The 12,961-nt window shown below is 63.1% G+C and carries 13 protein-coding genes; 6 read left to right on the top strand and 7 right to left on the bottom strand.

The annotated features are described in order from the left end of the window. Positions 1 to 139 precede the first annotated feature (139 nt). The 3 genes from G8767_RS08370 to G8767_RS08360 are packed head-to-tail and all read left to right on the top strand — an operon-like array spanning position 140 to position 2,696. Entirely contained in the window at positions 140 to 307 is a 168-nt protein-coding gene (locus G8767_RS08370; RefSeq protein ID WP_166809845.1) for a hypothetical protein, read from the top strand. After that, positions 300 to 1,430, top strand: coding sequence for a thiolase family protein (locus G8767_RS08365; protein WP_166809844.1), 1,131 nt, complete (start codon positions 300 to 302; stop codon positions 1,428 to 1,430). Before G8767_RS08370 ends, G8767_RS08365 begins: the two co-directional genes overlap by 8 nt. 54 nt (positions 1,431 to 1,484) lie before the next feature. Next, positions 1,485 to 2,696, top strand: a complete 1,212-nt coding sequence (locus tag G8767_RS08360; RefSeq protein WP_095972389.1) for a PucR family transcriptional regulator — start codon at positions 1,485 to 1,487, stop codon at positions 2,694 to 2,696. Here the strand turns inward: G8767_RS08360 and G8767_RS08355 are convergent, their stop codons facing one another. Continuing rightward, positions 2,697 to 3,524, bottom strand: a complete 828-nt coding sequence (locus G8767_RS08355) for an SDR family oxidoreductase (RefSeq protein WP_095972363.1) — start codon at positions 3,522 to 3,524, stop codon at positions 2,697 to 2,699. 180 nt (positions 3,525 to 3,704) lie between these two features. Here G8767_RS08355 and G8767_RS08350 point away from each other — a divergent pair, with 180 nt between their 5' ends. Further along, positions 3,705 to 4,937 (top strand): helix-turn-helix domain-containing protein, encoded by a 1,233-nt coding sequence (locus tag G8767_RS08350; RefSeq protein ID WP_095972364.1) that lies wholly within the window; start codon positions 3,705 to 3,707, stop codon positions 4,935 to 4,937. Between the two features lie 4 nt (positions 4,938 to 4,941). Here G8767_RS08350 and G8767_RS08345 read toward each other — a convergent pair whose 3' ends face one another. Then, positions 4,942 to 5,289: a hypothetical protein gene (locus G8767_RS08345; RefSeq protein ID WP_095972365.1), complete on the bottom strand. Its 348-nt coding sequence runs from the start codon at positions 5,287 to 5,289 to the stop codon at positions 4,942 to 4,944. 225 nt (positions 5,290 to 5,514) lie between these two features. Here G8767_RS08345 and G8767_RS08340 point away from each other — a divergent pair, with 225 nt between their 5' ends. Together G8767_RS08340 and G8767_RS08335 are read left to right on the top strand one after the other, a co-directional pair. After that, complete coding sequence (locus G8767_RS08340) at positions 5,515 to 6,600, top strand: TerC family protein (protein ID WP_166809843.1); 1,086 nt, start codon at positions 5,515 to 5,517, stop codon at positions 6,598 to 6,600. Positions 6,601 to 6,775: 175 nt separating this feature from the next. After that, complete coding sequence (locus G8767_RS08335) at positions 6,776 to 7,705, top strand: alpha/beta hydrolase (RefSeq protein ID WP_166809842.1); 930 nt, start codon at positions 6,776 to 6,778, stop codon at positions 7,703 to 7,705. Here G8767_RS08335 and G8767_RS08330 read toward each other — a convergent pair. The 5 genes from G8767_RS08330 to G8767_RS08310 all read right to left on the bottom strand — a co-directional run bounded on the left by G8767_RS08330 (position 7,688) and on the right by G8767_RS08310 (position 12,851). Continuing rightward, entirely contained in the window at positions 7,688 to 8,359 is a 672-nt protein-coding gene (locus tag G8767_RS08330) for a Dabb family protein (RefSeq protein ID WP_095972367.1), read from the bottom strand. The genes G8767_RS08335 and G8767_RS08330 overlap by 18 nt on opposite strands. Further along, complete coding sequence (locus G8767_RS08325) at positions 8,352 to 8,699, bottom strand: hypothetical protein (RefSeq protein ID WP_166809841.1); 348 nt, start codon at positions 8,697 to 8,699, stop codon at positions 8,352 to 8,354. The genes G8767_RS08330 and G8767_RS08325 overlap by 8 nt, the downstream gene beginning before the upstream one ends. A gap of 45 nt (positions 8,700 to 8,744) precedes the next feature. Beyond that, a complete protein-coding gene (locus tag G8767_RS08320; protein ID WP_206029116.1) occupies positions 8,745 to 10,250 on the bottom strand; it encodes an MFS transporter in 1,506 nt (501 codons plus the stop codon). Positions 10,251 to 10,404: 154 nt separating this feature from the next. Beyond that, a complete protein-coding gene (locus tag G8767_RS08315; RefSeq protein WP_124568049.1) occupies positions 10,405 to 11,868 on the bottom strand; it encodes a benzaldehyde dehydrogenase in 1,464 nt (487 codons plus the stop codon). A gap of 92 nt (positions 11,869 to 11,960) precedes the next feature. Next, complete coding sequence (locus G8767_RS08310; protein ID WP_095972371.1) at positions 11,961 to 12,851, bottom strand: LysR family transcriptional regulator; 891 nt, start codon at positions 12,849 to 12,851, stop codon at positions 11,961 to 11,963. Positions 12,852 to 12,961: the final 110 nt, after the last annotated feature.

The raw sequence follows: 12,961 nt of genomic DNA, 5'->3' as shown, positions 1-12,961 counted from the left end.
GTGCGAGAACATCAGCTTCCCCTGCCGTGAGCGTTGCGCCAAGTGCTACGCCCCAGCGTCGCAGATCGAACTGGCAGAGTCCGGGACCGTCTTATCGCATTGCACTGCAGCGTTTCCGATTGCCGGAGTGCAACCTCCCGTGACCATCGCGCAGGTGCGTATCGGTGACGCCGACATCGAAATTCTGGGAGTCAGTACAGGTCCCGTTCGAATCGGCGATGTGGTTTCCGTTGTTCCCCGCACTGCGAGCACGGAAGACGCACTGTTCACGACATACGGTTTCGAAAAGGAGTCGCGCGATGCGTGAGGTATACATCTCGGGTGTCGGAATGACGCCGTTCGTCTCCAAAACGACGACACTGCCGCACGTTCAGGGGGGACAGGCGTTGAACGCGGCCCTCGAGGATTCCGGTTTGGACTGGGCTGAAATCGGCCTGCTCGTGGTCGGTGCAGTCGGTACCGGAATGTCGTCCGCTCCGCTGGTTCTGCACGAAATGGCGTGGACCGGCATTCCAGCTGTTGCGGTGGAGAACGCATCAGCAACTGGCACAGCGGCTTTCGAGCAGGCCCGCGCTGCTGTGGCCTCGGGGCAGGTGGAAACCGCTGCGGTGGTCGGAATCGGAAGCCTCGGTGCTCTCTTGATGAGCCGCGCTGCCGAGGGGGAACGTGCACCGGACTTGATTTCTGTATCCGGAATGGCAGTTCCTGCCGTTCCGTTTGCGTTGATGAAGCAGGCCCGCATGCATCGACACGGCGAATCGGCCGATACCAGCCTCCTGGTGGTGGAGAAGAACCTCTTCAATGCAAGTCGAAATCCCATGGCGCAGCGCAACAAAGCGTTGACGATGGACGAGTTGAAAGCTGCACCGATGCTGGTGGATCCGCTCCGGCGCGTCGAATCCTGCCCGATCGGTGACGGCGCAGCGGCAGTCGTCATCACCAGCAGAAGACTCGCGAACGTCAGTCGGGTCGTCCGAGTGGCTGCCGCCGTAGCGGAGACCGACAAGTGGCACGGGGCTGCCGCGTTCATGCCTGATCTCGGTGTGACCAAGCGGGTCTCCGCCCGTGCCTACGAGCAAGCCGACATTCGCCCCGACAGCGTCGACGTCGTAGAGGTTCACGAGGCCTTCAGCGTCGAAGAACTGCAGTACATCGAGGATCTCGGGTTGGCGGCAGAAGGGAAGGCCTCGTTCGCGATGGCAGACGGCGACTTCCACATCGGAGGCCGTGTCGCGGTCAGTCCCAGTGGTGGACTTATCGGCCGTGGACATCCCGGTGGAGCTACCGGTCTTTCCCAGTTCGTCGAGATCACGCAACAGATTCGTGGGCAGTCCGGGGTCCGTCAGCACGACGGTGCGCGGGTCGGATTCGCGCAGATGATCGGAGCCGGCGGAGTGAGTTACGCGCATATCCTGGTCGGCGAAGACTAGCGGTTCCGGCACGACAGTCCGCCCACTTTCGGCATGTGGTGGAAGAATGCGGGGGTGAACGCAACCGGAGTGCCCACAGAAGTGCTTTCCCGGGTAGCCGCGGCGGGGGCGGACGATGCCGGTGGCCTACCCGTCGAACTGCTGGGTGACTTCCTCGACGTGCTCAGCGACGCGGTTTGTGAAGGAAAACCGCTGCAGCGTCGTCAGCTGCATCGTTTCCGCGCCCGCGGTGAAGAAGCAGCGCAGCAGGGTGTCGCCCTGCGAGCCCTGCTCGATCTGTATCTCTCCTCGGCCTGGCGCCTGTGGCGTGAACTCCCCGCTGTTCTTGCGGCGCAATCGGATCCGACTGCCGTAGTCGCTGCCGGTGAAGTCATGCTGCGCGCCGTCGACGATGCCGTGGCCGAACTGGCCGAAGGATTTCAGTTGGCCAGGCGATCACTGGTCCGCTCGCAGGTATCGGCACGCCGCGAGTTCGTCGACGACCTGTTGACCGGCGGCGCTGACGTCGTCGGATTGTTGGGTCGTGCTTCAGGATTCGGACTCCACCTCAGCGGGCCGCATGCTGTGGCCGTGGTAACCGCTGCCCGCGAATTCACCGACGACAACCCCTTGGTGCGGGCCGTCGAACGTGCTGTCCTGGGCAGCAAAGGCGATGCCGACGCGTTGGTTGCCAGCAAGAGCGGAAAACTTGTCGTCGTTTTCGCGGCGCCGGACCGCGATGCCGTCGATCACGTGCTGGCGGGCATTCGATCGGCTCTCGGACCCGGAACCGACGACGACGGCCGCGTGCAGTTGCAGCGACGCGCGCTGAACGGCACCTGGCAGATCGCGGTCGGGCGTCCGCGCGCCACTGCTTCCGGCGTGGTGGCGTCGTACCGGGAAGCGCTCGACGCACTCGACCTGGCGCAACGCCTGTCGTTGGACGCGCGGGTCATCGATGCTCGTGACCTGCTGGTCTACCGGGTTCTGGTCAACGACAGGCCGGCGGTCACCGATCTGATCCACACCCTGCTCACACCGCTGCTCGAGGCGCGCGGCGGCGCAGGGCCGATGATCGACACATTGCTCGCGTACTTCTCCGCCGGCGGAAATACCGCGAAGACCGCCCGTGATCTGCATCTGTCGGTCCGCGCGGTGACGTACCGCTTGGACCGTATCCGTGAACTCACCGGCCAGAACGTCAACGACCCCAATGACAGCTTCGCCCTCCACGCAGCGGTACTGGGCGCCAAGCTGCTCGACTGGCCTGCAACCGAGCTGACCTGATCAGCTGGCGCGGGCCCGTTCCTCGTAGGCAGCGCGGGCTGCATTGTCGACGTCGCCGAGAAACTGTGTCTCGACGCCGAACAGTCGACTCAATGCCTCGTACGGCCGCCGGGGGAAGAACCCCTGCGCCTGCACCAGTAGCCCGGACACTCGCGTAATGCGCACGCGTGGTCGGGGTTTGGTCATCAAACCGACTATGGCTTCGGCGATTTCCTCCGGCTGAACCTCGCGGAATCCCTTCATTCCCGAAGTGCCCGAGGTGAGTTGGGTGTTGGTGAGCGTCGGCAGTACGGACGAGACGTGTACACCGGTGCCACGAACTTCCTTGCGAACCGAATCGGTGAATCCCAAGACCGCATGCTTGGCGCCGCAATACGTCGACAAACCGGGGCACGGGAGTTCGCCTGCAAGCGAAGCGATGTTGATGACGTGCCCGCGCCCCCGCGGCAGCATCCGGCGCAGCGCGAGCTTGGTTCCCGTGATCACGCCGAGGACGTCGATCTCGATGATGCGTCTGGTGACGGTGTCGTCCTCGTCGACGATCCGGCCCACCGGCATGATGCCTGCATTGTTGACCAGTACGTCGATCGGGCCGAGTTCACCTTCGACGGTGTCGAGGAAGTCGAAGAACGAGGCAGGGTCGGTGACGTCGAGACGCCCGAACGTCCGGATGGCCAAATCGTTCGCCGCCTGCGCGAGAGTGGCTTCATCGATATCGCCGATCGCGACTGTCGCGCCCAGGCTGACGAGCCGTTTCGCGGTGGCGAATCCGATGCCCCGGGCGCCGCCGGTGATGACCACTACCTGACCGTCGAAAGGCTTGTTCATGTCGCGAAGGTCTCCAGAACTAGGGGGATGGGATTGCAGTGACGTGAAACTGCGGTGACGAAACTGCGGTGAGATGTGATTGTGGACCAGCGGAAACTGGGTTGCTAGGGCTCCTTGGCTGAACCGAAGCGGTAGATTTGTGACAAAGTCACAAATTGGATCCCAGTCGGAAAGGCGCCCATGGACACCTCGGAGTTGGATGGTTGGATTGCGAATCTCGCGCCCATCTATCTCCAACCCGAGGTGATCGACGGTTTCGTCCAACGCATCGACGACGCCATTGCCGCGGCAAATCCCGAGGTGGCGGCTGATCGGGAGCTACGACGCGATGTGGATGCAAGCACCACGGCGCAGCTCCGCGTCATCGTGGCCGCGATCGCGGGCGGTTCCGAGGAGGTCACTCCGCCGGCGGAGTCGATTGCGCTTGCACTCACCGTCGCTCGACGCGGTATGGATCTTCGGGTCCTTCTCAAGATCTACGGTGCCGGACGCCTCGCGATGCTGGGTTTCGTCGACGAGTCGATCGAGGCGCTGCCGATCGGTCCCGAACTCAAACGTGCCCTTCTGGTTCGGGTCTGGGGCTCGGCGATGAGGTGGCTGGAAGTGACCACCGAATTGTTGGTGGCGACGTATGCGCAGGAGCGGGAGAGCCTGGCGCGCGGCGCTTTTGCACGTCGGTCCGAGACGGTGCACGCGATTGTCGCAGGCGAAGCACTTCACTCCGACGAAGCCTCCCGGATTCTGGACTACCCGATGCGGCGCCACCACACCGCGTTTGTTCTCTGGACGGACGACACCGACCCGGCCGCGGACGTATTGGCCAGGTTGGACTCGTACGCACGTTCCTTCGTGGACGAATCCAAGGGGGAGCGTGTTCTCACCTTGCCTTCGGGGGCACGCGAGCTGTGGTCGTGGGTAGCGCATTTCGACAGCCGTGAGTGGGCGTCGCTCGATCGTGCTCGGATTTCGGACCTTCGTGTCGCAGTGGGGGCCGGCGGGTACGGGATGGAGGGATTCGCTCGCAGTCATCGCGAGGCGCTCGCCGCCCAGCGCGTCGCGGTCCGTTCCACGGGTTCGCCGGGCGTCACCGTCTACGAGGACGTTCAGGTTCCCTGTCTGCTCACCGACGATCTGGACGAACTCCGTGCGCTGGTGGCTCGGGAACTGAAGGGCTTGGCCGGCACGGACGGCGTCACGTCCCGGATCCGGAACACCGTCCGGGTCTACTACGAGAACAATTGCACCGCAGCCGCTACGGCCGCAGCCCTCGGTCTGCACAAGAACACCGTGCGGTATCGACTCGATCAGGCCGAAACGCTACTAGGCCGCAGCGTGGACCAGCGTCGACTGCCGACGGAGTTGGCCCTCATCGCGCTTGAGAGCTACGGAGCCGCCGTCCTACCGAACCCATGACTCGCTACTGCATGTCGTCGAGCCCGGGGAGCGAGTAGCCGGAGTTGTCATCCCAATCGGCGGGGGTGTCGTCGAGTGAAACGTCCCAGTCGGCGTCTGGCACCGCTCGCCGGAGTTCGGTCAGAGCGTTGAACCAGTAGACAAGCGAAGGAATCACCTCGGTCGGATCGCTCGAGATCTTCGTCGAACCGTTGAGCAGAGTGTCGGGGATATCCGACGGGTAGAGGTCGAGGACCTCCGCGTCGAACGGAAATTCGTCGTTGTGGACGGCGATGAGTCGGTCGACTTCGGCCTTCTCGTCGTCGGTCAGCGGTGTGGTGCGGACGGCGGAGTAGTACAACGAGGTGCTCATGCTTGCCAGGCTAGAACAAGATGCCCTCCAAGAGTGGTTTCGGCTGCAAACCGCTCAAACTGCCGGGTTTCGGCAACTTTGTGGTCAAAAGTCGTCGATATTTCGACCGGGATGGAGCGAAGTCGGCAAGGAACACTGGAGAAGACGGCGAGACGGCCGTCCGAACTCAGTGAAGGAGCTCCCCGTGACCGCAGTCATCAGTGCCATTCGGGTAGGTGGTCAGCGATGAACGTTCCCATGTGGGCGTGGGCCGCGTTCGCCGCAGTCATCGTCGTCATGTTGCTCATCGACCTGCTCGCCCACCGCGGCGCGCACGTCATCGGCTTCAAGGAAGCGGCCTGGTGGAGTGCGCTCTGGGTCGGATTGTCTCTCGTGTTCGCGGTGGTCGTCACCCTGACCTTGGGGGTGAACTCGGGCGTCGAATTCACAACAGCCTGGCTGTTGGAGAAGAGTCTGTCCGTCGACAACCTCTTCGTGTTCGCCCTGATCTTCGGATACTTCAAGGTGCCCCGTGAGTACCAGCACCGCGTGTTGTTCTTCGGTGTCATCGGCGCCCTGATCTTCCGCGGTATCTTCCTCGCCGCGGGCGTTGCAGTGGTCAGCAAGTTCACGGCCGTACTGTTCGTCTTCGCCGCCATCCTGCTCTACAGCGCTTACAAGCTGCTCAAGGACGACGACGAGAGCTTCGATCCGGGAACCTCGCTGGCAGTTCGCCTGCTGCGCAAGATCATGCCGGTCCGCGAGGAATACGCAGGAACCAAGTTCTTCGTCAAGGAAGCCGGAAAGCGCGTCGCAACACCGCTGTTCGCCGTCGTCGTCGCCATCGAAGCCGCCGACCTCGTGTTCGCAGTCGACAGTGTCCCGGCAGTGCTCGCAGTGAGTGACGATCCGTTCATCGTGTACTCCAGCAACGCGTTTGCGATCCTGGGTCTGCGTGCCCTGTACTTCCTGCTCTCGGGTCTGCTCGAGAAGTTCCACTACCTGTCCAAGGGTCTGTCGATCATTCTCGCCTTCATCGGCGTGAAGCTGATCATGCAGGCCAGCCACAAGGTGATCAGCACGTCGATCCCCGAGATCCCCTCGCTGGTCAGCCTCGCAGTGATCATCGTGGTGTTGGCGGGCTCGATCATCCTGAGCCTCAAGAAACCACTACCGGAGGAACCTGACGCCGAAGAGGTTGCGTCCGGTGACACACCGGTGGAACTCGAGAAGGCGGGCACTGACGCCGACGGCGAGAAATCGGGAATCGAGCTCGCGGCCGGTGAGCGCGACGACGATGACGACAAGGTCGATGCTCGCACTAGGGGCTGACGCCTGATCGGCTGAACCGAATCGAAAGGGAGACCACACAACGAGGTGTGGTCTCCCTTTTCGTTTCTCGCGACTTCTCACGACCGAACAGACCACTGATCGGGAAGGTGTGTTCTCACTCGACCGCAGGCGATCTACCTTGGCGGATGCCCGACGTCCGAGATCAGGAGTGCACATGACAATTCACGCGGAAGTCATCACGATGCTGGCCACGCTCAACGCTGCTTTCCCGGACGTCACCAGCTTCGAGCCGTCGGAGCTGCGCGCTCTGCTTCGAAATCGACGAGCCCCGCTGGAACGGCTTCCCGATATGCGTACGGTCGAGGATCTCGCAATCGACGGACCCGGGGGAGATCTGTCGATCCGCGTCTACCGCCCGCACACGTCCTCCGACGCTGTGCCGCTGGTCGTCTTCGCTCATGGCGGAGGCTTCGTGTTCTGTGACCTGGACAGCCATGACGAATTCTGCCGATCCATGGCGGAAGGTGTCGGCGCTGTGGTGGTCTCCGTCGATTATCGTCTGGCCCCTGAGCATCCCGCGCCGGCAGCACACGACGACGTCTATGTCGCATTGGAGTGGGCGGCGAAGCACGCGCAAGAGTACGGCGCAGACCCGAACCGGATCGTGCTTGCCGGCGACAGTGCGGGCGGTAATCTTGCTGCGACAGTTGCGATCGCAGCCCGCGATCGTGGAGGCCCGGCGGTCGCGGCGCAAGTTCTCATCTATCCCGTGATCGACGACGATTTCGACACCGAGTCCTACCGCCGCTACGGGACCGATCACTACAACACGACTACGGCCATGAAGTGGTACTGGGACCAGTATGCCCCCGAACGCCGAGATGACGTGCGGGTAATACCTACTCGGGCAGAGTCATTCGCCGATCTACCAGCGGCCGTCGTTCTGACGGCCGAGCTGGACCCGCCGTGCTCGTCCGGCGACGAGTACGCGAAACTGCTTGCCTCGGCCGGCGTCCCCGTGCAGCATCATCGCTTCGACGGGCTGTTTCACGGATTCCTCACCATTCCGTCGTTGTCACTCACAGAACCGGCACGCCGAAAAGCCTGGGCGATGATCCGTGAGGCGTCAGCCGCCGCTCGGTAGGACTTCGTCGCCCAGTTTGCCGAAGGTGTGGCAGACCCTGTCCCGCACAATGACTTCGGTGCATTCGGGGTCGAACCATCGATCAACGACGCCCCAGTGGATCGGATGGTCGAGGTACTGGGTCTGCAGTGACGCGAGGTCGGTGAATTCCTGCTCCCACACGTGGGTCCACGGTGCTTCGTCGGATGCGTGGCCCTCGTCCGTCGCCGCACTCACTCGACTGAGTCGCCAGGCCGCGATCGAGGAGATATGACCGGGCATCTTCAGCAAGTCGCTTTCGAAGCGTTCGATCGTGTCCTCGGGAGTATCGGGCGCGACGCGGATCAGCAGCGCCCGGTACACCCCGTTCGGCCCGGTGGCGCGCGAGCGACCTGCGGTCCCGGACGTGTACTCGGCGCCGTGAACTTGCCCGACGGCGGCGTGGTGAAGCCCGGCGTCAACGGCACCTCGAGAGGCCTGCCACGCAGCTTCGTCCTCGAACTGGAGATGCACGATCAGATCTCCGCCATTGATGACGCCGGGCAGTGTGGCGGTGACGAGATGGCGAACTGCGCCCGACGATTCCGCCGCTGCTGCAATGGTGTTCATCGCATCGGCCCAGCCGTCCGATTCTGTGTCATCGGCAGTGAAGACCACCCGTGTGACGTTATACATCGGCAAGACTCTCGACGTCATCGGCAGTGGCAGCCATGGTGCGCGTTCGTTCGGCAATGAGCGAATTCATTGCGTCCCACCATTGTCCGAGGGCGGAGTCGCCCCGACTGGAACGAGTCATCGCCCACCAACCGGCGGTACCCTCGACGGCCCACGTGATCGTCACGACGTTCGACTCGTCCTCGGACCACAGCGGCGGACTGACAAGTACATTGTCGAGAGTCAGGTTTCGACCGCCGGCGTTGGGCAGGTAGCCCGTGCGCCATTCGTCGACGAACTTCTTCCCGCACCCGGGTTTCGTGACTATCCGATCGACCACGTAGAGCGTCTCACCTGCCATCTGCGCAGGCTACGGTGCGCTTAAGTCTCTGCGGTACTTTCGATCTCACGCAGCGGGAGATTGTTCCGAGGTGGCCGGGGACGGTACGGGGCGCAGACCCAGCCAGCCGACCAAACCGACGAGGGCGAAGGCCACTGCGGCGGTGACGAACGTGACGGTGAAGGCGGACTCGCTGGGCAACGTGGGTGTGCCTTCGGGCAGGTTGGCGATGGTCATCGAGGCGAGAATCGTGGTCACCACGGCACTGCCCATGGCGCTACCGGTGGAACGGGAGATCGAGTTGATTCCGTTGGCTATTCCACTCTGGCGATGCGGAACACTCGACATGATGATGGCGGGCATGGCCGCGTAACCCAGGCTGACGGCGGCGCCGATCACGATGCCCGCACCGATGACGGACGCGGTATGCGTGTGGTCGTATGCGAGCCAGGCGAACGGGACCGCACCACAGATCGCAGTGAGTCCCAGAACGAAGCGTGGTCCGCGCACTCTGATGAGGCGCCCAGCGATCGGTGCGGCGATCAGCGAGGCAATCGCTCCCGGCAGAAGGAATTCCACCGACGCGCGCAGAATGCTCGCGTCGAATCCGTATCCCGTGAGAGAGCGCGGAAGTTGCACGAGGTAGGAGATGCCGAGAAAGTTGGCGAACATCCCGAAGCCCACCATGACACCGGCCAGGTTCGCCATCATCACGGGCCGGTGGACGAACATCCGCATGTCGACCAGCGGTTCGTCGACGATCTTCTCGATCCAGACCCACACTGCGAACATCACGATCGAGGCAAGGAAAACACCGATGGTCAAGGGTGAGAACCAACCCCATTGGTGGCCTTGAGAAATCGACAACAGGAGTAGAAGGAGTGCAGCGCCCAGGCTCAGTGCACCTATGACGTCGACGCGGCCGCCGCTCTTGTGTTTGGTTGCGGGCACCAGCGTGATGACCGCGACGAGGGCAAGCAACGCGAATCCGGTCGCCATCCAGAAGGCGTTGCGGTAGTCGGCATCCGGAGCCGATGTGAGCAGCCCGGTGGCCACGAGGGCGAGGCCGCTGCCGAAGGCAAGGGTTCCGCTGACCAAGGCCATCGCGCCGGGAAGCTTGTGTGGGCGGACCTCTTCGCGCAGTACCGACAGAGCCAGCGGGAAGATGGCGGTGGCCGTTCCTTGCAGGACGCGTCCGAGAATGAGTAGCGGCAGATTGTGTGCCAGTGCGGCCACGACAGAACCGATCACCATGACGATCAGAACGCCCACCAGCGTGCGCTTCTTGCCGTGCTGATCACCGTAGCGGCCGAGCAGGGGAGTGAAGACGGCCGCCGACAGCAGGGTCGCCGTGGTCACCCAGCTGATACCGGCCGAGGATGCGCCCAGATCGGACTGAATGCGTCCCAAAATCGGAACGGGCAACGTCTGCATCATCGAGACGATCATCGCGGCCAGGCTGAGGGCCGCGATGATGACGGCCTCGCGGCGCGGTGATACTACGACTGATGTATCCGGGGTGTCGCAGACGGTTGGCTGCGCAGCACTGTCGGTCGTCACTGAATTCGTCAAGGGGGTCCTTCTCGGGAATTACAAGAGAAAATGCTTAATGTGGCGAAGTAATTTTCTCTGGATGGTAAGTCCGCGAGATCGATCCCGTCAATGCTGGTCAGTGAGCCCCTGAAGCGTGCTTGGTGTAGTTCGGGCCAGTTCGGTGAGTCTCGGACTAGAAGGGGTAGACCGGGAGTGCGCTCTGCGCGGTCACCCACTGTGTTTCGGTGAAGGCATCGAGGTTTGCGCCGATGCCGCCGACGCGGCCACCGTTACCCGAGGACGCCATGCCGCCGAACGGGATGACGGCTTCGTCGCCGACAGTCTGGTCGTTGATGTGTACCAGGCCGGTGGGGATCTGTTGAGCGAGTTCGAGTCCGCGCATGGCATCGGAGGTGAGAATGCCCAGCGACAATCCGTACTCGGAATCGTTGGCTATGGCGACGGCTTGTTCGACGGTGGCGAACGAGGTCACCGGCGCGACCGGCCCGAAGACCTCGTCGGCGAAGGCCGGCGCGGTGAGCGGGGTGTCGGCCAGCACGGTGGGCCGGTAGAAGAGATCCTCGTAGGTGCCACCGGCAGCCAGTTTCGCTCCGGCCGCGATGCTTCCGGTGACCAGCGAGTGGATGTGGTCGCGTTGCTTGGCGTCGATGATGGGACCGAGTGCTACCTGACCGGTGAACGGGTCACCTACCGGAAGCTTGTCGGCGTGTTCGGCAAGGAGTGCGGTGTAGTCGGCGGCAATACTTTCGTGCACCAGTTGACGGCCGGTGGTCATACAGATCTGCCCCTGGTGCATGAACGAGCCGAAAGCGCCGACAGATGCGGCTTTTTCGAGGTCGACGTCATCCATGACGATCAGCGCGTTGTTGCCGCCGAGTTCCAGGTGCGCGCGCTTGAGGTGGCGACCTGCCAGTTCGCCGACAGCGCGTCCTGCGCGTGTCGACCCGGTGAATGCGATGACGCGAACGCTCGGATGAACCACGAGCGCCTCACCGGCGTCAGCGCCGCCCGGGAGCATGCTGAACACTCCGGCGGGCAAGCCGGCTTCTTCGAAGATGCGGGCAAGAACCACACCGCCACAGATCGCCGTCCGCGGATCAGGCTTGAGGATTACCGAATTGCCCAGCGCCAGTGCGGGAGCGACTGCACGAATCGACAGGATGATCGGGAAGTTGAACGGTGCGATGACGCCGACGGTTCCGACCGGCACGCGACGAGAGAAGCTCAGCCGAGGTTGCTCCGAGCGCAGTACCTCACCGACGGGGTGTGCGGCCAATGCCGCAGCGTTGTAGCACTCTTCGGCTGCGGTATGTGTTTCCAGCCCGGCCTTGGCGGGGATGCTGCCCGCCTCGCGGATCACCCATTCGCCGATTTCGTCGGCGTACTGCTCGAACAGTTGACCGGCCCGGCGTAGAACGGCGGCCCGTTCGGTGTAGGGGCGTGCCGCCCAATCCTTCTGAGCTGCAGTAGCTTTTGTTGCAGCGGCGGCCACGTCTTCGGGAGTTGCCATGCCGACCGTCGTCAACTGCTTGCCGGTGGCCGGCTCGACGACCAAACGATCTTCGGCGCTGCCCGGGACCCATTCGCCGTCGAAGATCTTCGATTCCCACACCGGTTCGTTCAGCAAACTCGTCATGGCCGCTCCTCGATAAAGGGATGCAACTGCGCGCCGCATCACATGGTTGCCCACCACGTTGCTCGGCGAGGAGGCTGACCGCCATCACACTTTCACTCAGTGAAAGACGGGTTCATGGCGTCCTTGAGTGCTTGAATCAGATCGGCGAACTCGGTGGAGTGGGTAGCGCCGCTACGGGTCACCCCCGAGACGGGAATTCGCAAGCGGCCATGCGATTCGCGCATGAAACTGATTCCGGCGCGTGGAGATTCGCCGGCGGTGATCGAATACAGCAGGGTCCAGGCGCGAGGGTTGGTGATCACGTCCAGCGTGGCGGTGTGATCGCTCGGAATTGCCGGGCCCAGTTGTACGCGTCGATCGATCTCGCGGAACGCGTCCTCGACCACCTTGTGAATGAGCACCTGGCTTTGGCGCGGCGGCAGGAGCAGGGGATAGGCGGCCAGGTCGTTGAGGTCGACGCTCTGCTGGCCGGCCAGGGGGTGTCGGCTCGACATGACGACCAGCAGGTCCTCGACGCCGAGGTCCAGTGGTTCGAGCCCCGGGCGGTCGACGCCGCCGCGAATCAGTGCGATGTCCGCGTCGCCGGAGGCCACGGCGTCCATGCGGTGGGCAAAACTCTTGATGACGAACTCGACGTCCAGGTCGGGGTGACGTTCACGCACGTGTGCGATGGCGTCCAGCGTCTGAGCGGCGAAGCTCATGTTTCCGGTGATCCGGATCCGGGCGCGCGGGTCGCGGGCGACGGAGTACGCCATCGTTTCGAGGCTGAGGACTTGCTGCGCGATGGGCACCAGACGCGATCCTGCCGGGGCCAGGCGGACGGCTCGGGTCGAGCGTTCGAAGAGCGTCGCCCCGAGTTCCTTCTCCAGCCGTGCAACCTGATGGCTGATCGCCGACTGCGAGATGAAGCAGCGCTCGGCGGCGCGACTGAAGCTCAGTTCCTCGCTCACGACGAGGAAGTACTTGAGTTGGCGGAAGTCCATGAAGACAGCTTACTTATGAGCAATCGAGATAACAGTCTTGCGAATACTCCAGCTAGCTGGACCCGACCCATGATCAGTCCATACCGTAATAGTCATACTTTCAATTTGGT

It is taken from the genome of Rhodococcus sp. IC4_135, from assembly GCF_011602025.1.
Taxonomy (GTDB): Bacteria; Actinomycetota; Actinomycetes; order Mycobacteriales; family Mycobacteriaceae; genus Rhodococcus_F; species Rhodococcus_F baikonurensis.
The sequence above is the reverse complement of the archived record's forward strand: the minus strand, read 5'-3'. Positions and strand labels throughout refer to the sequence as shown.

Bases quoted from the DNA above. Each gene is read 5' to 3' on its own strand.
- G8767_RS08315 (WP_124568049.1), bottom strand. From the start codon at position 11,868: ATGACGAGTTTGCTGAACGAACCGGTGTGGGAATCGAAGATCTTCGAC.
- G8767_RS08365 (WP_166809844.1), top strand. From the start codon at position 300: ATGCGTGAGGTATACATCTCGGGTGTCGGAATGACGCCGTTCGTCTCC.
- G8767_RS08355 (WP_095972363.1), bottom strand. From the start codon at position 3,524: ATGAACAAGCCTTTCGACGGTCAGGTAGTGGTCATCACCGGCGGCGCC.
- G8767_RS08330 (WP_095972367.1), bottom strand. From the start codon at position 8,359: ATGTATAACGTCACACGGGTGGTCTTCACTGCCGATGACACAGAATCG.
- G8767_RS08345 (WP_095972365.1), bottom strand. From the start codon at position 5,289: ATGAGCACCTCGTTGTACTACTCCGCCGTCCGCACCACACCGCTGACC.
- G8767_RS08335 (WP_166809842.1), top strand. From the start codon at position 6,776: ATGACAATTCACGCGGAAGTCATCACGATGCTGGCCACGCTCAACGCT.
- G8767_RS08310 (WP_095972371.1), bottom strand. From the start codon at position 12,851: ATGGACTTCCGCCAACTCAAGTACTTCCTCGTCGTGAGCGAGGAACTG.
- G8767_RS08350 (WP_095972364.1), top strand. From the start codon at position 3,705: ATGGACACCTCGGAGTTGGATGGTTGGATTGCGAATCTCGCGCCCATC.
- G8767_RS08340 (WP_166809843.1), top strand. From the start codon at position 5,515: ATGAACGTTCCCATGTGGGCGTGGGCCGCGTTCGCCGCAGTCATCGTC.
- G8767_RS08325 (WP_166809841.1), bottom strand. From the start codon at position 8,699: ATGGCAGGTGAGACGCTCTACGTGGTCGATCGGATAGTCACGAAACCC.